Annotated in this window: 17 protein-coding genes, 2 pseudogenes and 1 riboswitch; of the genes and pseudogenes, 14 read left to right on the top strand and 5 right to left on the bottom strand. The window is 72.3% G+C overall.

Translation table 11 applies throughout. The features are described 5' to 3' along the window. Positions 1-255: 255 nt before the first annotated feature. A complete protein-coding gene (locus PV364_RS00005; protein ID WP_319657420.1) occupies positions 256-1,257 on the bottom strand; it encodes an acyl-CoA desaturase in 1,002 nt (333 codons plus the stop codon). 284 nt (positions 1,258-1,541) lie between these two features. Between PV364_RS00005 and ligA the strand changes: the two genes are divergently transcribed. From ligA to PV364_RS00050, 9 genes and pseudogenes are all read left to right on the top strand, one after another. Continuing rightward, positions 1,542-3,560 (top strand): NAD-dependent DNA ligase LigA, encoded by a 2,019-nt coding sequence (gene ligA, locus PV364_RS00010; RefSeq protein ID WP_319657421.1) that lies wholly within the window; start codon positions 1,542-1,544, stop codon positions 3,558-3,560. A 131-nt stretch (positions 3,561-3,691) separates the two neighbouring features. Next, a complete protein-coding gene (locus tag PV364_RS00015) occupies positions 3,692-4,165 on the top strand; it encodes a carboxymuconolactone decarboxylase family protein (protein ID WP_319657422.1) in 474 nt (157 codons plus the stop codon). A 202-nt stretch (positions 4,166-4,367) separates the two neighbouring features. Beyond that, positions 4,368-4,898, top strand: coding sequence for a hypothetical protein (locus tag PV364_RS00020; protein ID WP_319657423.1), 531 nt, complete (start codon positions 4,368-4,370; stop codon positions 4,896-4,898). 135 nt (positions 4,899-5,033) lie between these two features. Continuing rightward, entirely contained in the window at positions 5,034-5,570 is a 537-nt protein-coding gene (locus PV364_RS00025) for an NUDIX hydrolase family protein (protein WP_319657424.1), read from the top strand. Positions 5,571-5,794: 224 nt separating this feature from the next. Beyond that, a complete protein-coding gene (locus PV364_RS00030) occupies positions 5,795-8,053 on the top strand; it encodes a PQQ-binding-like beta-propeller repeat protein (RefSeq protein ID WP_319657425.1) in 2,259 nt (752 codons plus the stop codon). A gap of 214 nt (positions 8,054-8,267) precedes the next feature. Then, positions 8,268-8,812 (top strand): annotated as a pseudogene (locus tag PV364_RS00035) (hypothetical protein); the annotation flags it as partial. A 41-nt stretch (positions 8,813-8,853) separates the two neighbouring features. Then, complete coding sequence (locus tag PV364_RS00040) at positions 8,854-9,063, top strand: ferredoxin (RefSeq protein WP_319657426.1); 210 nt, start codon at positions 8,854-8,856, stop codon at positions 9,061-9,063. Continuing rightward, entirely contained in the window at positions 9,053-10,429 is a 1,377-nt protein-coding gene (locus PV364_RS00045; protein WP_319657427.1) for an FAD/NAD(P)-binding oxidoreductase, read from the top strand. Before PV364_RS00040 ends, PV364_RS00045 begins: the two co-directional genes overlap by 11 nt. 31 nt (positions 10,430-10,460) lie before the next feature. Next, entirely contained in the window at positions 10,461-11,660 is a 1,200-nt protein-coding gene (locus PV364_RS00050) for a cytochrome P450 (RefSeq protein ID WP_319657428.1), read from the top strand. Here the strand turns inward: PV364_RS00050 and PV364_RS00055 are convergent. Together PV364_RS00055 and PV364_RS00060 are read right to left on the bottom strand one after the other, a co-directional pair. Further along, complete coding sequence (locus PV364_RS00055; RefSeq protein ID WP_319657429.1) at positions 11,655-12,395, bottom strand: SOS response-associated peptidase; 741 nt, start codon at positions 12,393-12,395, stop codon at positions 11,655-11,657. The two genes, PV364_RS00050 and PV364_RS00055, sit on opposite strands and share 6 nt — an antisense overlap. 118 nt (positions 12,396-12,513) lie before the next feature. After that, positions 12,514-12,642, bottom strand: a complete 129-nt coding sequence (locus PV364_RS00060) for an NPCBM/NEW2 domain-containing protein (RefSeq protein WP_319657856.1) — start codon at positions 12,640-12,642, stop codon at positions 12,514-12,516. Positions 12,643-12,672: 30 nt separating this feature from the next. Here PV364_RS00060 and PV364_RS00065 point away from each other — a divergent pair. Then, positions 12,673-12,825, top strand: a pseudogene (locus tag PV364_RS00065) (response regulator transcription factor); the annotation flags it as partial. Positions 12,826-12,862: 37 nt separating this feature from the next. Here PV364_RS00065 and PV364_RS00070 read toward each other — a convergent pair. Then, positions 12,863-13,543: a response regulator transcription factor gene (locus PV364_RS00070; RefSeq protein WP_319657430.1), complete on the bottom strand. Its 681-nt coding sequence runs from the start codon at positions 13,541-13,543 to the stop codon at positions 12,863-12,865. Between the two features lie 570 nt (positions 13,544-14,113). Here PV364_RS00070 and PV364_RS00075 point away from each other — a divergent pair. From PV364_RS00075 to PV364_RS00090, 4 genes are all read left to right on the top strand, one after another. After that, complete coding sequence (locus tag PV364_RS00075; RefSeq protein WP_319657431.1) at positions 14,114-15,220, top strand: ricin-type beta-trefoil lectin domain protein; 1,107 nt, start codon at positions 14,114-14,116, stop codon at positions 15,218-15,220. A 391-nt stretch (positions 15,221-15,611) separates the two neighbouring features. Next, entirely contained in the window at positions 15,612-17,039 is a 1,428-nt protein-coding gene (locus PV364_RS00080; protein WP_319657432.1) for a DEAD/DEAH box helicase, read from the top strand. A gap of 124 nt (positions 17,040-17,163) precedes the next feature. Then, positions 17,164-17,243: riboswitch (cobalamin riboswitch) on the top strand. 60 nt (positions 17,244-17,303) lie between these two features. Then, positions 17,304-17,525 carry a CbtB domain-containing protein gene (locus tag PV364_RS00085; RefSeq protein WP_319657433.1) on the top strand — a complete coding sequence of 74 codons (222 nt, stop codon included), beginning with the start codon at positions 17,304-17,306 and terminating at the stop codon, positions 17,523-17,525. Between the two features lie 18 nt (positions 17,526-17,543). Continuing rightward, the gene (locus tag PV364_RS00090; RefSeq protein ID WP_319657434.1) at positions 17,544-18,302 is read left to right on the top strand and encodes a CbtA family protein; all 759 of its coding nucleotides are present in this window, start codon (positions 17,544-17,546) and stop codon (positions 18,300-18,302) included. 284 nt (positions 18,303-18,586) lie between these two features. Here the strand turns inward: PV364_RS00090 and PV364_RS00095 are convergent, their stop codons facing one another. Then, a complete protein-coding gene (locus PV364_RS00095; RefSeq protein ID WP_319657435.1) occupies positions 18,587-18,931 on the bottom strand; it encodes a hypothetical protein in 345 nt (114 codons plus the stop codon). Positions 18,932-19,205 lie beyond the last annotated feature (274 nt).

The raw sequence follows: 19,205 nt of genomic DNA on the forward strand, positions 1-19,205 counted from the left end.
ACGTAGAGTGCAGTCGCGAGGGTGTCTATCTCGGTCGTCACACACTGAGAGTGGACACCCTCGCCTTATCTCGTGGCCGAACCCTTGGAATCGATCATCTAGGCCACGCACGCTGGGTTGCCCCGGGGCGGCGGCAACGAGTACGGCACACCCGCAGCGCCCGAGCGTCGTCAAACGCCCGTTCCTCTGATGGAACGTCAATGCCTCCCGGTGGCCCGGAATCCGGCTGCCGGGGGCACGCGACGCGTGATCGCGTCAGGCCGCGGGCTCGTGCGAGCCGGCCGGTCCGGACAGCAACCGGGCGTTCACCCGGTCCGGCCTCGGCCAGCGCACGTCGTGCACCCAGCCCAGCTTCTCGAACATCCGGATGAGGCGTGCCGACGGGTCGATCTGGCCCGGCAGAACGCCGTGGCGGGCGCCCGTGGGATCGGCGTGGTGCGAGTTGTGCCAGCTCTCACCGAAGGACAGCAGGGCGAGCGGCCAGAAGTTGGTGGCCTTGTCCCGGCTGATGAAGGGGCGGTTGCCCGCGACGTGGCAGACCGAGTTCACCGACCATGTGACGTGGTGCAGCAGCGCCATCCGGATCACACCGGCCCAGAAGAACCCGGTCAGCGCACCGGTCCAGGTGCCGGTGACGAGCCCGCCGACGAGTGCCGGGACCAGGAGCGAGACGGCGGTCAGCAGCCCGAAGAGCCGGCCGACGACCCGCAGGTCGGGATCGGCGGCGATGTCGGGCGCGAACCTCGCGCGGTTGCTCAGCTCACGCTTCAGCATCCAGCCGATGTGGGCGTGCAGAAGCCCCTTGAGGAGAGCGCGGGTGTCGGAGCCGTAGCGCCAGGGCGAGTGCGGGTCGCCCTCGCGGTCGGCGAAGGCGTGGTGGCGACGGTGGTTCGCCACCCACTGGACCGGCGAGCCCTCGACCCCCAGCGACCCCGCGACGGCCAGGGCGATCCGCAGGCCGCGCCGCGCCTTGAACGAGCGGTGCGTGAAGAGACGGTGGTAGCCGACCGTGAGGCCGAAGCCGGACACCAGGTAGGCGACCACCGCCATGCCGAGGTCCAGCGTGGACAGGCCCCATCCCCACACGAACGGCACCGCGGCGAGCAGGGCGAGCGGCGGGCCGACAACGAAGATCCACATCGCCACTCCCGCAGCGGCTGTCTGCGGGGCGTCGAGCAGCGGTCTGGCCTCGGCCGCGGTTTCGGCGTCGCGCTCGGCGACGACCTGTTCGGCACGGTCAGCGTCGCTCGGGTTCATGGGTTCCTCGCCGTTGCTCGAGCCATCACGGAGGTGGTGCCGGACCGACCGGGATCATGCGCACCTGTGCGCGCGTTGAAACGCACGTGCCCGCCCACGGCGCAGGATCGCACCGGACGGCATCGGCGCAGGTCGTCGCCGATGTCCAGGGTGTGAACGGCGCGGTACCTGTATGCGCTTGACACGCCTCACGGCACTCCGTCCGTCTCACCCCGCCCACCCGCGCCGCCGCTCACCTCCCGCACACGGACCGAGTGTCAGACCCCCGCGACATGATGCGGCGCATGACGACAGTGATCGCCGCACCGCCGGCCTCCCGCGACGACTACGACTCCGCCGTGGACACCGCCCTGGGGGCGTGCGCCGCCTACTACCGTGACGGGACCAGCCCTCTCGACGACGCGGCCTACGACCTGCTGGCGGCCGGGATCCGCGCCTACGAGCTGGAGCACCCGGACCATCTGCGGGCGGACTCCCCCACGGGCAAGGTGGGCGGCGGGGCGGCCCCCACCGGCGATGTCGCACATGTGGTGCCCATGCTCTCCCTGGACAACGTCTTCAGCGCCGAGGACCTCGTCAAGTGGGGCGCCTCCGTGGAACGCCGGCTCGGCGGCCCGGTGCAGGGCGGCTACGTCACCGAACCCAAGCTCGACGGGGCGGCCATCGCCGCGCGCTACGTGGACGGGCGGCTGACGCGGCTGGTCACCCGTGGCGACGGAACGCACGGCGAGGACATCTCCCATGCGATCGGCTCCGTCGTGGGTCTGCCCGCACGGCTCACCTCGCCGCTGTCGATCGAAGTGCGCGGCGAAGTCCTGCTCACACGGGCGCAGTTCGACAGGGCCAATGCCCTCCGCCAGGCGCACGGCGCGAAGGTCTTCTCCAACCCGCGCAACGGCACCGCCGGGACACTTCGCGCGAAGGACCGTCCGTATGTGATCGAGACGACCTTCTACGCCTACGGTGTGGTCGGCCTGGCAGGTGACACGCACGAGGCGATGATGGCCGCGGTGGAGGCGGCGGGGGTGCAGACCACGTCCGCGACGCCGGTGGGGCTCCAGGTGTGCGGGACGCTGGAAGAGGTGCGGCGCCGCGTCGAGCAGATCGCCGCCCTGCGTGCCGAGCTGCCGTTCGGTATCGACGGCGTCGTCGTCAAGGCCAACGCCGTCGCCGAGCAGGACAAGGCCGGTCTCGCCACGCGCCACCCCCACTGGGCCACGGCGTACAAGCTCCCGGCCATGGAGCGCCGGACGAAGCTGCTGGCCGTCGAGTGGAACGTCGGCCGCACCGGCATCATCGCGCCGCGTGCCGAGCTCGAACCCGTGGAGGTGGACGGCAGCGTCGTCCGCTACGCCACGCTGCACAATCCCCGGTTCATCCGCGACAGCGGGCTGATGATCGGCGACACCGTCAGCGTCTTCAAGGCGGGAGACATCATCCCGCGCGTCGAGGCCCCGGTGGTGGACCTCCGCACGGGCGCGGAGACGCCGATCGAGCTGCCCGAGGCGTGCCCGAAGTGCGGCGGCGACATCGACGCCTCCGGCGAGCGCTGGGAATGCGCCGGCGGCACGGGCGGGGGCTGCGGGCTGCTCGCCGCTCTGCGGTACGCCGTGGGCCGCGACCAGCTCGACATCGACGGTCTCGGCACCACCTTCATCGAGGCCCTGGCCGACAGCGGCGCCGTCGCCGACGTCGGCGACCTGTTCACCCTCAGCCGCGGGCAACTGGTCGAGGCGACCAGGAGCGAGAAGCGTGCCGACACCGTGCTGGCCCAGATCGAGGCGGCCAAGGCCAAGCCCCTCAGCCGCGTCTTCTGCGCGCTCGGAGTGGTCCGCACCGGCCGCACGCTCTCCCGTGAGATCGCTCGGTACTTCGGCACAATGGAGGCGATACGCGCCGCGGACGCCGACACGCTGGCCAGGGTGCCGAAGCTTCCGGCCGCCAACGCGCCGAAGATCGCCGCGCACATCGCCGCACTCGGTCCGGTCGTCGACAAGCTCGTCGCCGCCGGTGTCACCATGACCGAGCCGCCCGCCCCGGTCGTGGCGGGAGGCCCCCTGACGGGTGAGACCGTGGTGGTCACCGGGGGGATGACGGGGGCACTCGCCGGAAAGAACCGGACCGAGGTGAGCGAGGTGATCATCGCGGCCGGCGGTACGGCGTCGGGCACCGTCTCCCGGAAGACCACGCTGCTCGTCGCCGGGGAGAAGGCCGGCTCGAAGCTCGCCAAGGCCAGGGAACTGGACGTCAAGGTGCTCACCGAGGAGGAGTTCGCCCGACTTCTCGCCGACTTCCTGCCCTGACCCGCCGTCGGCCGCCGCGTCCGCCGGCCGCCGCCTCGTGCTGAGACGCGCATCACACGCGTCCGTGTCACAACGTGCCGGGCCGGTCCGTCCAAGAGACGTAACCGCCAGCAACGACACAGGAGTGCACCATGGAAGCACGGTTGAACGTCATGGCCAGCCCGGTCGCGGCCAAGGCCATCAAGCACCTCATCGCCGCGGGCCAGGCGCTCGCCGAGTCGACCCTGCCCGCCGCGACGCGCGAACTGGTGAACATCCGCGCCAGCCAGATCAACGGCTGCGCCGGATGCATCGACATGCACACCAAGGACGCGGCGGCGGCGGGCGAGAGCGCCGTACGCCTCAACCTGGTCGCGGTCTGGCGCGAAGCCACGGTCTTCACCGACGCCGAGCGCGCCGCGCTGGAGCTCACCGAGCAGGGCACCCGCATCGCCGACGCGGCCGGCGGCGTCCCGGACGAGGTGTGGGCCAACGCCGCCAAGCACTACGACGAGGACGAACTCGCCGCCTTGGTCACCCAGATCGCCGTCATCAACGCCTTCAACCGCGGCAACGTCATCACCCAGCAGCCCGCGGGCGACTACCAGGTCGGGCAGTACCACTGACGGCACGCCAGTGACCGCCGCCGGAGCCCGACTCGGCGGCGGCACACACCCCGGGTACCGCTCCGCGGAGCGGTACCCGGGGTGTCACAGCTGTCGTGATCGGCGGCCCGCGGGCATGGACACCGCGGGGAGGGGCTCGTCACACTACCGGGACGATCATGCGCGGTCGCGGCCGCGCAGCGAGCAGGCGGGGGTTGTGCCGATGGGACGCTTGCGGGACGAGGCGGTGCCTGCGGAGCGCATCCGCTACCGGTCGACGGCGCTCCAGCGCGTCCTGCCGGTCCTGCCCGTGGCCCTGGTCGACGCACTGTCGCACCTCTGGTTCTGGTGGAACGGGGGGCCGGCAGGTGCGGCATCGGGCGCGGTCGTGCTGCCGTTGGTCGTGCTGATCGCCTCGCACCCGTTCGGCGTCACCCTCACCCCGTCCGGGGCCGTTGTGCACAACCTGACCCGCCGGACCATCGCCTGGGCCGACGTGCAGGCGATCGGGACCGAGTCGGTCCTCGGCGCCCGGTTCGTCGTCATCCAGGAGGCGGGCGGCCGGCGTACGCGCCTGCGGGCACCGCTCACCGGATTCCTCAGCTGGGACCGTGCCTTCGACGAGAAGCTCGCCACCATCGGCAGATGGTGGCTGGACCACAGAGGGCCGCACTGGGCTCCCGCCCCGCCCCCGCCGGTGTGGCGGAGCGGCCCGCCGTCGCCCAGTGGGGATCCGTTCGCCCCTCCCCGGTGAGCGGCGACCGGGGACAGGCCCGGGGAACCGCCCGTCCGGCGTGGGGACGCACCTGACGCGAGCAGCCAGTACACGGGGCACCGCGGCACGCCGACGGTCTCCCCGATCGGCCGGTTCTCCACGTACGATCACCCGATGGCCGACAAGACCGAAACCACGCCCGGCTGGTTGTCTCCCGAGGATCTGGAGCTGACCCGCGCACGTATGCCGATCCTGTACGTCGACGCCGTGCCCGTCCGGGTCGACGACAGCGGAGAAGTCACGCACGTCGGTCTCCTGCTGCGCATCGGACCGGACGGGACCGTCAGCCGCGCCCTCGTCTCCGGCCGGGTCCTCCACCACGAGCGCGTCCGTGAGGCGCTCATCCGCCATCTGGAGAAGGACCTCGGGCCGATGGCGCTGCCCCGCATCCCGGCCTCCCCGCAGCCTTTCACCATCGCCGAGTACTTCCCGACGCACGGGGTGACCCACTTTCACGACCCCCGGCAGCACGCGGTCTCGCTGGCCTACGTGGTCCCGGTGGTGGGCGACTGCCACCCGCGGCAGGACGCTCTCGACCTGGTCTGGTTCACTCCCCAGGAGGCGTCGTCGCCCCACCTGCAGCAGGAGATGCCGGGCGGTCAGGGCGTCCTGCTCAAGCAGGCCCTCGCGCACGTGGGCTGCCTGTCCTGACGTCCGCGGCGGTCCGGGCGGGGTCCGGGAGCACCGGGGGCGGCGGCTTCGTCGCCCCCTGATGCCCGCCCCGTCGCGGCAATCGGCCGGACCGGTGCGGACGTCAGGACATCCGATGTTCCTTGTAAGGACCATTTACATCAAGTGCGGTGTTGCCAGGACGGACCAGCGTGTCTCCGATCTTGCACCTTGGCGCGTAGACGCCTCGCACCCTCGGGACTTACATGTCTGATCTGCCTGAGTCGTCCGGCTCCACGCACGACGCCTGCCACCACGCCGGCGTCGGCCGCCGCGGGTTCCTCGGTCTCGCCGGGGGCACGCTCGCCTCGGCCGGACTCGCCTCCCTGCTGGGCGCCGCCCCGGCGAACGCCGCACCGGCCGTCCAGCCGGACGCGCCCCTGCGCTTCGCGCTGGTGACGGACACACACGTGAACGTCGACACACCGCAGTCGACCGTGTACCTGACCCAGGTGTGGGCCTCGATAGCCGCCCGCACCCCGGACCTCGTGCTGCACTGCGGCGACATCACCGACACCGGCCGTCCCGACGAGTTCGACCGGTACGCCGAGGTACTGCCCGCCGCCCTCCACGGCCGGATGCACTACTCGCCCGGCAACCACGACGTGCGGTGGGACCCGTCCGCCAAGGAGCAGTACCACTCCCACTTCGGCCCGGGGCCCTACTCGTTCGACGCCGGTGGCGTGCACTTCATCGGCTTCGACCCCACCCAGGTGCTCCAGGAGCCCGGGCACTTCGGCCCCGGCGGCCTGGAGTGGCTGGAGGCCGACCTCGAGGGCCTGCGCCCGGGAACGCCCGCGGTGCTCTTCCAGCACTTCCCGATGGGCAACACCTTCTACTACGTCGACGACCAGCCGGCCGTCCTGGACCTCCTGGCCGACTACGACGTCCGCGGCATCTTCGCCGGCCACATCCACAAGGAGGTCGTGAGCCGGTTCAACGGCCTCACCCAGATCGGTCTCAACGCGGTCCGCAACGGCGCCCTCTACTACTGGGTGGAGCGCACCGTCGCCTCCGACGGCACGCCCGTGCTGCGGGTCAGCCGGGTCAACGTGGCCGCCGACGGGACCGAGACCGAGGTGCCGGTCGCGGACATGCCGCTGGCCGGCGACGGCCTCGGCCGCCCGCAGCGCCCGCGCGGCGTCCGCCTCGGCACGGTCGCCGACGGTGTGCTGCCGGTCTCCGTCCGGCTGGACGGCAACGCCGCCCCGGTCCAGGTCGCCGTGGACCTCTACCCGCAGTCGGTCTTCGGCGGTGCCGCCACCCCGGTCTGGAAGCCCCTTGCCCCCGAGGCGGGTTCGGACCGGCGATGGGAGGGCGGCGTCGACGTCTCCTCCGTGGTCCCCGGAACGCAGCGCCTTCGCCTGCAGGTCACCGCGGCCGACGGCACCTGGTGGGAGGACACCGCCCTGTTCGAGGTGGCGCGCGGCGCCGCCGACCCGAAGCCCCGCTGGGAGTACCAGCTGCCCGGTTCGGTCCAGGGCGGCATCGCCACGGTCGGCTCGGGCGACGGGCAGACCGCCGTCATCGCGTCCAGCAGCGGCGACGTGGTCGCCCTGCGTCCCCGCCACCGCTCCTCCGCGGACCGCGTGTGGCACACGCGGATCGGACCGGTCTACCGCCTGCCCGCGGTCGACGCCGGCTCCCGTACGGTCTTCGTCCCGTCCGCGGACCACCGGCTCTACGCCCTCGACGCCGCCGACGGCCGCCAGAAGTGGGCCTTCGACGCCGGGGCGCCGGTGCTGAGCGCTCCGCTGGTGACCGAGGTCGCCGGCCAGGAGCGGCTGTTCGTCTCGGCCGGCCGCACGCTGTTCGCGCTGGACGCCGCGAACGGGAACGCCCTCTGGTCGGTGCCCGGCCGCGGTTTCTCCTCCGGCCGGGCCGCGAGCGACGGCCTCCGCGTCTACACCGCGGCGGACGACGGCTGGGCCCGCGCCCACGACGCGGTGACCGGTGCCCCGCTGTGGTCGTTCTCCATGGCCACCGGCACCGAGAACCACATCGCCCTGTACAGCGGTTGGGACAACGTTGTCGCCGTCGGCGACGGCGTCGTGGTCGTCGGCTCGGTCTCCAGTTCCTGGGGCCTGGACGCGGCCACCGGCGCGCTGCGCTGGAAACTGGCGGGCAGCGCCATGTACGCGCCGACCCTCGTCCTCGGCGACGGCACCGCGCTGTTCACGACGGAGGTCGGCGTCATGTCGCGGGTCGAGCTGGCAACCGGCACGGTGCGCTGGAAGACCGACCTGGCGGTCCGCGTCTTCAACGCCGGTGTGGTCATCGCCGACGGCGTGGCCTGGGCCCAGTCGGCGGACGGCAAGCTGCTCGGAGTGAACCTGGCCGACGGCTCCCGGCAGGGCCGGCTGCAGCACAGCCTGGTGTACTGCTTCAGCACTCCGGCGGTCGTGGGCGACGTCCTGGTCGTCGGCAACCAGAACGGCCTGGTGACCGGCATCGACCTGCCGTAGCCCGGTCGACCGTCCGGGCCCGCCGCCGCCAGGGCGGGCCCGGACACGCCGGGCCGACTCCCACGGTGCGAACGAGCCATCACGCCCGGTGCCCTGTGGCACGACCCGGTGCAGCGGCCGCCGGCGACGAAGGCCCCGGCGGGAACGGCCGCCCGGGCGGAAGGTGATGTGCAGGTACGGTGCCGTGGGCCGCAAACGCGGTTGCCGACAGCGGCTGAGCCCGCGGGAGCGCGAGCGCACGGCAGCCTCCGACGAAGGGCTCCGGGCGTGGAGCCGGAACGTCAGGGGTACGCGGACATCCAGTCGACCCGGCCGCAGACGCCGGCGCCGTACGCCCTCGCCGAGGCGCCGGTCGGCCAATTGGCCTGGATCGCGGAGAGGTTCGAGGAGTGGACCGACTCGCGGGACCGTCCGGAGGACGCCGTCGACCGCGACCTGATGCTGTCCTGGCTGACCGGCACGGCACGCCGCCCGAACCGTCCACGGCGCCGACCGCCCAGGCCGACTTCCCGCGCCACACCTTCGTCCCTCTGCGCACATCGCGGAGCGGACGAACACCACCGTGCGGTGGACGAGCTTCGACCGCGGTGGCCACTGCTGGTGGGCGAGATCCGGACGTTCTTCCGGCGACTGCGTGAGCCCGGCCCCGAGCGCGATCCCCGCGTAGCCGCCGACGAATGCCGGGGAACACGAAGGGTGCCCGCTCGATCACCTGTCGCCACAGGCGTGCGGCGCGCGCCGGATCCGGCACGGGCGTAGAAAAGAAGGGGGGCCCGGTACGACTCAGGGAGTGACGGGCCATGCAGATGGTGGTGGACCTCACGCGCTGCCAGGGCTACGCGCAGTGCGTGTTCCTCGCGCCGAAGGTGTTCGAGCTGCACGGGGAAGAGGGCTTGCTGTACTCCCCGGCCGTCCCGGACGACCAGGCCGAACGCGTGCGCCAGGCCGCGGCCGCGTGCCCGGTCCAGGCCATCCTCACGGGCGAGGGGGTGGGCGCCGGTGCCCGGTGAGCCGCAGGAGGACGGCCGGATCGTCGTCGTCGGCGCGTCGCTCGCCGGGCTGAGGGCCGCGGAGGCGCTGCGCGAGGAGGGCTTCACCGGCTCACTGACCGTGGTGGGGGACGAACCGTGTCCGCCCTACGACCGGCCGCCGCTGTCCAAGCAGGTGCTGCTGGGGAGAGCAGCGGCGGACAGTACCGGGCTGCCGATGCGCCGGGACCCGGACGCCGACTGGCGGCTGGGCGTGCGCGCCACCGGCCTGGACCCCCTCGGGAAACGGGTGCTGCTGGCCGACGGCGACTCCCTGCCGTACGACCGGCTGCTGATCGCCACCGGGACCCGGGCCCGGCCCTGGCCGAACCCCGAGGAGGCGTCCCTGGACGGGGTGTGCACCCTGCGTACCCGCGAGGACGCGGGGGCGCTGGCCGAGCGGCTGGCCGCCGGACCGGAACGGGTGCTGGTGATCGGCGGCGGCTTCACCGGTTCGGAGATCGCCTCGGCCTGCCGGGAACGCGGACTGGACGTGACGGTCGCCGAACGCGGCGTCGCGCCCCTGGTGGGCGCGCTCGGCGGGACGCTGGCGAAGCTCGCGGCCGTCATGCACCGCAACCACGGTGTGGACCTGCGCTGCGGAGTGACGGTCACCGCCCTGCACGGGGACGGAGACGGCCGGTTCACCGGTGCGGACCTGTCCGACGGCAGCCGTGTCGACGCGGACGTGTGCGTCGTGGCGCTGGGGGCCGTCCGCAACGTCGAATGGCTGGCGGAGTCGGGGCTGGCGGCCGGCCCGCGCGGCATCGCCTGCGACGCCGGGTGCCGGGCCTTCACCAGGTACGGCATCGTCACCGACGACGTCTTCGTGGCGGGAGACGTCTCCCGCTTCCCCCACCCGCTGTTCGGGTACCAGATGCTCTCCTTGGAGCACTGGGGCAACGCGGTCGAGCAGGCCGGGATCGCCGCCCACAACATGGTCTGCCCGGGCCCGCTGCGGCGCCCGCACCTCGCCGTCCCGACGTTCTGGTCGACCCAGTTCGGGCTCAACATCAAGTCGGTGGGCGTGCCGATGTACTCCGACCACATCGTCATCGCCCAGGGGTCCTTGGAGGCGCGCCGTCTGGCGGTGGTCTACGGCTACCGGGGGCGGGTCACCGCCGCGGTCACGGTCGACATGGCCAAGTCGCTCGACTACTACCGGCACCTGATCGAGACGGCCGCCGCGTTCCCGCCCCCGCCCGGCGCCGCGGACCGCGCGCTCGCCGCCGACGTCCCGATCCCGTCCGACGTACCGGACCCGAAGGGGCTGTCCCACGGCCCCACGGTCACGCTCACCGGTCATCTGCCCGATCGCCGGCTGACAGTGGTGGCACCCACCGGCTGACCCACGTCCCGTCCGACCACGAGGGGCCATCATGGACTCCGCCACACTGCTGGCACGGATCACCGACTACGCGAACCGCCCCGACCCCTTCCCGCTGTACGCGGAACTGCGCGAGGCCGGCCCTGTGGTGCGGCAGGCGGACGGCAGTTACCTCGTCGGCGGCTACCACGAGATCGCCGCTCTGCTCCACGACCCCCGGATGAGCGCCGATCCGCGCTCCCGCCTCACCCCGTCCGCGCCCGAGGAGACACGGAAACCGCCGTTCCTGCGGCTCGACGACCCCGAACACCAGAGGCTGCGCGACTCGGCCATGCGGCCGTTCGGCCCGCCGCACAGCCCGGACCGGATCGACGCCCTGCGCGGCGACATCGCCCGGCTCACCGAGGAGCTGGCGGAGGCCTTCCGGCCGGGCCGGCGGATCGATCTCGTCGACGACTTCGCCTACCCGCTGCCCGTCACGGTGATCTGCCGTCTGCTCGGCGTTCCGCACGAGGACGAGCCGCTGCTCCAGACCTGGACCGACGCGATCGTCGCGTCCGCCGACATCGGTCCCGGGGGTGACACCGCCGAGCGGGACCGGACGGGCCGCCGGGCCCGGCAGGAGATGGGCGCGTATCTGATCGGCCTCGCCGAGCAGCGCCGCGACAACCCCACCGGGGACATGCTCTCCGGCTTCGTGAGCGAACCCGACCCCGCACTGCGGCTCACCACCGAGGAACTGGCGGAGACCACCGTGCTGTTGTTCATCGCCGGACACGAGACCACGGTGAACCTGATCACCAACGGCGTCCTCACCCTGCTGCGCCGGCCCGACCAGCTGGACCTCCTGCGCCGCGAACCCGGGCTGCTGCCGCGGGCGGTGGAGGAGCTGTTGCGCTACGAGCCACCGGTCCACATGCGCGAGCGGATCCCGCTCGCCGATCTCGACGTCGCCGGCACGAGGATCCCCCGCGGCACGTCCGTCATCCTGGCGCTGGCTTCGGGCAGCCGGGACCCCAAGCGGTTCCACGAGCCCGACCGGTTCGACCCGACGCGCCCGGACAACGAGCACTTCGGCTTCGGCAGCGGCATCCACCTGTGCTACGGCGCACCCCTGGCGCGCATCGAGGCCGAGGCCGCGCTGGCCGCTCTGCTCCCCCACCTGGGCTCCGCCCACCTGGTCGAGGACCCGCCCCCCTACCGGCAGAACGCCATGCTCCGCGGGCCCCGCCACCTGCCCGTCCAGCTATGACGAAGCGGGGTCCAGCAGGTGGGGGCCGTTGTTGCGGACACTGTTGACGGCGGTGGACACAGGGCGGGTGACCAGGTGGCCTTCGGCGGGGGCGGTGAGGAGGGCGCGGAGTTCGTCGAGGTCCTGGTGCTCGGGGTCGAGCCAGGCGTCGTAGTCGGCGGCGCCGATGGTCAGCGGCATCCGCGGGTGGACGCGGCCGGCGGCGTCGGTGGCCTCCGTGGTGATGATCGTGCACGTCGTCCACCACGCGCCCGGCTCGTCATCGCCGACGACCTCGCGGTCGCGCCAGAACTCGTACAGCCCGGCGAAGGCCATGCCCTGCCCGTGGCCGCCTTCGGGGCTGATGAAGTACGGCTGCTTGTGGGCCTTGCTCTCCTCGGTCGCCGCGACGGCCTGCCACTCGTAGAAGCCGTCGGCGGGCAGCAGGCAGCGGCGCTTGGCGAAGGCCCGGCGGTAGGCGGGCTTCTCGTGCACCGTCTCCACCCGGGCGTTGATCATCTTTGAGCCCACGCTCAGGCTCTTCGCCCACGACGGCACCAGCCCCCACCGCAGCGGCCGCAACTGCCGCTCCAGCGCGCCGGTCGCCCGGTCGACGCCTTCCAGGACGGCCCACACGTCATCGGTCGGCGCGACGTTCCAGCTCGGCGCCACCAGGGCTTCGGGGTTCCACTCGGTGACCCGGAACTGCTGGACCAGGTCTTCGGGACGTCGAGTCGAGACGTAGCGGCCGCACATGCCCCCACCCTGCCATGACGCTGTGACAGCCGCAGCAGCCGCGCCACGGTGTCCCGCGGACTGCGCAGCCCGGCGGGCGCGCCCGGGTGAGGTGTCGCCCGGGCGCGGCCGAGGCGGTTCAGCAGGTGGCGTTCAGGCCGGCCCAGTCGGCGCGGTCGTTGTAGCCGCCGTCGCCGACCACGAGGTCGAGCACCCGGACGCCGGTCAGGTCGACGTCGGCCTGGAGGACGTCGTCGCGGGTGACCACGCCGCTGCCGGAGCCCGTCCTTGGGGGCCGGGCGGCCCGGAGAGCGCCGAGGCGCTGCTCGTCCGGGACGAGAACGCCGATCCCGTCACCGACACGGTGACGGTGACCGTCGGACGGCCGCGCCGCACGCTCTGCGGGCGGCCGGTGGCCACCATCCCCGGCGTCGGCTACCGCATCGTGTGAGGCGTCACACGGCACGACACCTCGCACGAGAGGGAGTTCATCTCTGGAACTTGTAGCCGACCCCTCGCACGGTGAGGAGATGACGCGGCCTTCCCGGGTCCGACTCGATCTTGATGCGCAGGCGCCGCATGTGCACGTCGACGGTCTTGCCGTCGCCGAAATGGTCCGCACCCCACACCTGGTCCAGGATCTGCTGCTTGGTGAGAACCCGACCGACGTTCTGCAACAGAAAACGCAGCAGCTCGAATTCCTTCAACGGAAAGTAGACCTCCTTTCCGTTGACCAGGGTGAGGTGCTCTTCGACGTCCATCCGGACGGGCCCCGCCTCGAGTATGTTCAAGGGGACCTGCTCCAGACTGCCTCGGCCGCGCAGCACCGCACGGATGCGGGCGATGAGTTCCCGGCTGGAGAACGGCTTGGTCACGTAGTCGTCCGCGCCCATTTCCAGTGCCACCACCTTGTCGATCTCACTGTCCTTGGCGGTGACCATGATCACTGGCACATTCGACGTCTGACGGAGTCTGCGGCAGACCTCGAGTCCCGGCAATTCCGGGAGAATCCAGTCCAGCAGGACCATATCGGCGCCGTCGCTGCCGAACTGACTCAGCGCGTCGGGGCCGGTGTCCGCGACGGCGACTTCGTATCCCTCCGAGCGCAACACGAGGCACAGGGCTTGGCTGATCGCCCGATCGTCCTCGACGACGAGAATCCTGGTCACGGGGACCTCCGGAACCGGCGCAGGTCGCCGTGTGCGCCGGAAGCGGAACGCCGCCACGCCCGCGCCGGCGCGTCGTCCACCACGCTGCCCCTGACGCCCCGGCGACCTGTGACACGCTCGACCGCCCGGCAGCGGCGCCACTCACCGGAACCGCCCCGGACGGGAAGCACCCTTCCTGCCGCCCTCGCACCGTCGGCGCGACGCGCGCCGTGACCCACCTCGCCGCCCCGCGCGCTTGCTCTGCCGGCCCCATCGGGACCCCCGCGCCACCGCCCCTGACCGCACCACGCGGCCCGGCCCCCTCGCGCCCCCACTACGACGCCCCCGTTCCATCCTCGTACGGCAATCATTCATTTATCCGTAAGAATAGGTTCATCTAGTGAGGCTACCGAAGGGCAATCGCCCAGGCCCCCCGCCCCGTTGACACGTCTCAGTGGCACGGATCCCCATGCCGCGGACGCACAGGTTCCAGGCATTGACAGGTATGCGTCAGTAAGGTTTCCTTTCAATCCGGTGGCCACCCCTGTCCCACACGTTCGGACGTTCTCCAACGATCGGAAGAGGTGACCCATGACGCGTACTCGCTTTCGCCTGGGCCTCGCTGCCCTCGGCGTCGCCGCCGCCACGCTGACCGCGACGGTCGGCATCGGCGCGACCACATCGAATGCCGCCGGAGCCACGCAGGCCGCGGCGGCCGCGGGGCCGACCGCGGCTCAGCTGCTGGCCAAGGCGCAGAGCTGTACACCGGCCTCGAACGGCAAATACGCGACCGACGACGGCGAAGCGGCGACCGTGCAGATCTGCAAGAACGGTTCCGCGTACACCTGGACGTCGGACATGGACATCGACTGCGACGGCGTGGGTACGACGCACTGCAATGCCGCCACCGACCCCTGGTACCAGCCGCAGACGTCCTTCGAGACCTCCACCGGACAGCCCTTCACCTCCGAGACGACGCACTACTACGTCATCCCGCTGCCGAGCAGCCGCTTCAACTACCAGTCCGCAGGCATCTCCCCGGGCAGCGTGGCGGCCGTGGTCTACAACGGCAACGTGGTGTACGCCACCTTCGCCGACGAGGGCCCGGACAACATCATCGGCGAGGGCTCTTACGCGCTGGCCACCGCGCTCGGCATCGACCCCAACCCCGCCACCGGCGGCACCGAGGGCCCGGTCACGTTCATCGTCTTCCCGGGCAAGGTGGCCAGCCCGATCGAGAGCAACACCGCCATCGACAACGTCGGGGCGTCCGCGGCCACCACCTGGGTCGGCGGTACCACCACGCCCCCGGGCGGCACGGGGCCGATCCGCTCCGGGTACTCGGGCAAGTGCGTGGACATCGCCGGCGCGGCCAGCACCAACGGCACCGCGGTCCAGCTCTACGACTGCAACGGCACCGACGCCCAGAAGTGGACCGTCGGCAGCGACGGCACCCTGCGGGCGCTCGGCAAGTGCATGGACGTCGTCGCCGCCGGCACCGCCAACGGCACCAAGGTGGACCTGTACGACTGCAACGGAACCGGCTCACAGGTCTGGCAGAAGTCCGGCAGCACGCTGGTCAACCCGCAGTCCGGCAAGTGCCTCGACGCCACCGGGCCGAGCTCGGCCAACGGCACCCGGCTGCAGATCTGGACCTGTGCCGGCTCCACCAACCAGCAGTGGACGCTGCCCTCCTGACGCAAAGGCAGTTTCCGTCGGACACGCGTGACAGCAGGGCCTCTCGTGCAGCTCGGGGTCGTCGGGGACCATCGAGCACCCGGGAGGCCCTGCCTGCGCGGGCGGCCGCCCGCCCGCGGCGGCGGGAGCGGGCGCGGCGGCCCACGTCACACGGCTCACGCCGGCCCGCCCGGCGAATCGGACCCAGCGGGTAAACTCGCGGGGAGCAGCGCCGTCGCCCGGGCGTCGGCGCCCGGCGCCGGCACGCACGACGCACCTGGGACCCGCGCCGAAGGTGCGGGACCGCCCGCTGCTGATCACTGTCCAGTCTTCGGCTCGTTCTGGCGACTTTCCGGCCGCACCGCTCCACCGGGAATCCCTCGATGCGAAGCCCCGTCGAGGAAGGTTCCGCATGAACCGTTCGCCCCGTAACGACCACCGCTCGGGCGGCAGGGGCCGCCCCACGGCACCACAGGGCGAATTCGCGGCACCCCGGACGGTCACCCCCGGCCTCCCGCCGGTCGCGGCGTTCGCGGAGCTGGAGCTGCCGTCGCCCCTGTTGAGGACCCTGACCGAGCTCGGAGTGGACGAGCCGTTCCCCATCCAGGCGGCCACGCTGCCGAACGCGCTGGCCGGCCGGGACGTCCTGGGCCGGGGGCGCACCGGCTCCGGCAAGACCCTGGCCTTCGGCCTGGCGCTGCTGGCCCGTACCGCCGGGCAACGGGCCGAGCCCAAGCGGCCCAGGGCCCTGGTCCTGGTGCCCACGCGGGAGCTGGCCCAGCAGGTCACGGAGGCCCTCACCCCGTACGCCCGGTCGCTGGACCTCAGGCTCGCGACCGTGGTCGGCGGGCTGTCGATCGGCCGGCAGGTCGGGGCGATCCGGGCCGGGGCGGAGGTCGTGGTCGCCACGCCCGGGCGGCTGAGCGACCTCGTCGCGCGCCGTGACTGCCATCTGGACCACGTGCGGATCACGGTGCTCGACGAGGCCGACCAGATGGCCGACCTGGGCTTCATGCCGCAGGTGACCGAGCTCCTGGACCAGGTGCGCCCCGGTGGCCAGCGGATGCTGTTCTCCGCGACCCTGGACCGGAACATCGATGCCCTGGTCGACCGCTACCTGACCGATCCGGTGGTCCACTCCGTCGACCCCGCGGCCGCGGCCGTCGTGGCCATGGAACACCACGTGCTGTACGTCCACGCCGCCGACAAGTTCGCCGCCGCCACGGAGATCGCCGCCCGGGACGGCCGAGTGATCATGTTCCTGGACACCAAGCACGCGGTCGACCAGTTCACCCGGCACCTGGAGGGGTCCGGGGTGCCGGCGGCGGGGCTGCACAGCGGAAAGTCCCAGCCGCAGCGCACCCGGACCCTCGCCCGGTTCAAGGCCGGCGAGGTGACGACCCTGGTGGCGACCGACGTCGCCGCCCGCGGCATCCACATCGACGACCTGGACCTCGTGGTGAACGTCGATCCCCCCGCCGACGCCAAGGACTACCTGCACCGCGGCGGGCGGACCGCGCGGGCCGGCCGGTCCGGCACGGTGGTGACCCTGGTCACCTCCCACCAGCGCGGGGCCGTGACGCGGCTCATGTCCGACGCGGGCATCCGCCCCACGATCACCCAGGTGCGCTCCGGTGAGGCGGCGCTGAGCCGGATCACCGGGGCTCAGGCCCCGTCCGGGGTCCCCGTCGCCGGCGCCGCGCCCGTGAGCGCTCCGGCGCGTGGCGGTGCCCCGTTCCGCGGCCTGGGCTCGCGGCCCGGGCGGGAGTCGCGCAAGGCGGCCGAGGCCCGCCAGATGGCCGCGGCGCGCGAGGCCGCCCGGATCCGCCGGGGCAAGTGACCGCGGTCCCGCGGTGACGTGCACATCGGGCCCGGCGCGCTGACGGCGACTCCCCGCAGACGGTGCGGTCTTGGCCGCGGACGCGCGGCGCGATACGGTTTGGCGGATACGACGACGGCATGGCGGAAGCCGGTGAGAACCCGGCACGGTCGCGCCACTGTGAACCAGGCAGCCCCCAGATGCGGGACGCCCGGTGAGTCAGACCCGCAGCCGCCGTCCTGTGCACCACCGAGATGGGACGCGAACTCCCGAGGAGGACCTGCCATGGCGCAGCCTGTCGCCCAGCCGCCAGTCACCACCCCCGTCATCCCGGTCAAGCTGCCGCTGAAGGACATAGCCCCCTGGGCGGTCTTCATCGGCGTCCTCATGCTGATCCTCCTGTACTTCGTCGGCGCCGAGCAGGGCGCCACCTCCGTGGTCAACGGCGCGGACGTCCACGAGTGGGTGCACGACGCCCGTCACCTGCTCGGCTTCCCCTGCCACTGACGAGGACTCCGTACCCCCATGAACTCGGCAACCGTGAGGAACCTCCTCGTCCGCGGCATGCTCGCGGGCCTCGCCGCGGGCGTGTTCGCCCTGCTCGTCGCCTACTTCCTCGGTGAGCCCGGCGTCGACGACGCCATCGGCTTCGAGGAGGCGCACGCCCCGGCGCACGAGCACGAGGTCGAACTCGTCAGCCGCCACCTCCAGTCCACCGCCGGCCTGGCCACCGGCGTCCTCCTCTACGGCGTCGCCTTCGGCGGGATCGCCGCACTGGCCTACTGCTTCGCGCTCGGCCGCGTCGGCCGCTTCTCGGTGCGCGCGACCGCGCTCCTGCTGTCGGGCTGCGCGCTGCTGGCGGTGTACGTCGTTCCGTTCCTCAAGTACCCGGCCAATCCGCCGTCGGTGGGCGACCCCGACACCATCGGCAAGCGCACCACCTTGTACTTCCTGATGATGGTGCTCAGCGTCCTGCTGGCGATCGGCGCCGTGATCCTCGGCAAGCGCCTCGCGCCCCGTGTGGGCAACTGGTACGCCACCGTGGTCGCGGTCGCGGCGTTCGTCGTCGCCGTCGGGCTGGCCTACGCCTTCCTGCCGGTCGTCAACGAGGTGCCGGCGGACTTCCCGGCCGCCCTGCTGTGGCGGTTCCGACTGTCCGCCCTGGCCATCCAGGTCACGCTGTGGGGCGGCTTCGGACTCCTCTTCGGCGAACTGGCCCACCGGCTGCTGTCGCCCCGTCCCGCTCCGTCCGCGTCCGGCCGTGCGGTACCGGCGGCCAACTGAGCCACCACCGGTCGAACAGGGCCCGCGGCACCGTCCGTCCGCGGGCCCTTTCGCGTGTCCGCGGGCCGGCCGGGGTGACCGGGCCCAGTGCGTATGACGGCGGTCATTCCCATTCGTCGCCTGCGGAGCAGTCCCGGATTCCCACCAGGTTCCCTCTGACGACGCGTCCCGCCCGGCGGACGGGGCGAACCAGCTGCGTCGGTCACCTTGCGGGTCCTCGCGGCTGATGGGCGGCGACGCCGACATCCCGGGAGCGCGTTTCCTCCGCACGCCGATCGGCAACGTCAGCGGCGGAGCAGCCGCTGCCTGCGCAACACCCGTTCGGCGAGCACGACGTTGACGATCGCGGCAGCCGTCAGAACCACCACGTTCAGCACCGCGCTCCCGACGCTCAACCAAGCGGCTTCCTCGCCGTCCGGCCCGGCAACGGGCAGCCAGAGCGCGCCGATCGCCGAAATCGCCGCATAGCCTCCGTACATCGCCGGCAGCGCCACGGCACCCGAGGGCAGGGCCAGAGCGACCGCCACCAGGTAGTAGACCGCTCGTTCCTGGACGGCCCCCGCCACGGCAAGGCACCCGATCAGCGCCACGTACGCCGCTGCCGCAGCTCTCCCGACCATGCGCTTCATCTTCCGCCCCCACCGTGCGCGCCTCGGCCCCGGACCATGGTAAGGCGGGCATCCCTCCGAGCAGGAGGGAACGGGCGACGGCCCGCCCGCGCGACCGGTTCCCACCACCTCGGCGACGCGGCAGGGTGGCGTCAACATCCGCGCGCCGGGCGACACAAACGCGTAGCGAAGGGCCGTGGTGGCCCGAGGGGGGCACCGGCGGTGACATGATGGCTACGCGGTGCCCCGATGCGCAGGTCACCGCCCCTGGCAACCGCCCCGGGCAGGGGCCGGG

The organism is Streptomyces sp. MI02-7b, from assembly GCF_033793585.1.
In the GTDB taxonomy this organism is placed as follows: Bacteria; Actinomycetota; Actinomycetes; order Streptomycetales; family Streptomycetaceae; genus Actinacidiphila.

Excerpts from the sequence above, each read along its gene's own strand:
- PV364_RS00090 (WP_319657434.1), top strand. The coding sequence starts at position 17,544 with ATGAACTCGGCAACCGTGAGGAACCTCCTCGTCCGCGGCATGCTCGCG.
- PV364_RS00095 (WP_319657435.1), bottom strand. The coding sequence starts at position 18,931 with ATGAAGCGCATGGTCGGGAGAGCTGCGGCAGCGGCGTACGTGGCGCTG.
- PV364_RS00050 (WP_319657428.1), top strand. The coding sequence starts at position 10,461 with ATGGACTCCGCCACACTGCTGGCACGGATCACCGACTACGCGAACCGC.
- PV364_RS00055 (WP_319657429.1), bottom strand. The coding sequence starts at position 12,395 with ATGTGCGGCCGCTACGTCTCGACTCGACGTCCCGAAGACCTGGTCCAG.
- PV364_RS00040 (WP_319657426.1), top strand. The coding sequence starts at position 8,854 with ATGCAGATGGTGGTGGACCTCACGCGCTGCCAGGGCTACGCGCAGTGC.
- ligA (WP_319657421.1), top strand. The coding sequence starts at position 1,542 with ATGACGACAGTGATCGCCGCACCGCCGGCCTCCCGCGACGACTACGAC.
- PV364_RS00085 (WP_319657433.1), top strand. The coding sequence starts at position 17,304 with ATGGCGCAGCCTGTCGCCCAGCCGCCAGTCACCACCCCCGTCATCCCG.
- PV364_RS00080 (WP_319657432.1), top strand. The coding sequence starts at position 15,612 with ATGAACCGTTCGCCCCGTAACGACCACCGCTCGGGCGGCAGGGGCCGC.
- PV364_RS00075 (WP_319657431.1), top strand. The coding sequence starts at position 14,114 with ATGACGCGTACTCGCTTTCGCCTGGGCCTCGCTGCCCTCGGCGTCGCC.
- PV364_RS00030 (WP_319657425.1), top strand. The coding sequence starts at position 5,795 with ATGTCTGATCTGCCTGAGTCGTCCGGCTCCACGCACGACGCCTGCCAC.
- PV364_RS00005 (WP_319657420.1), bottom strand. The coding sequence starts at position 1,257 with ATGAACCCGAGCGACGCTGACCGTGCCGAACAGGTCGTCGCCGAGCGC.
- PV364_RS00020 (WP_319657423.1), top strand. The coding sequence starts at position 4,368 with ATGGGACGCTTGCGGGACGAGGCGGTGCCTGCGGAGCGCATCCGCTAC.
- PV364_RS00015 (WP_319657422.1), top strand. The coding sequence starts at position 3,692 with ATGGAAGCACGGTTGAACGTCATGGCCAGCCCGGTCGCGGCCAAGGCC.
- PV364_RS00025 (WP_319657424.1), top strand. The coding sequence starts at position 5,034 with ATGGCCGACAAGACCGAAACCACGCCCGGCTGGTTGTCTCCCGAGGAT.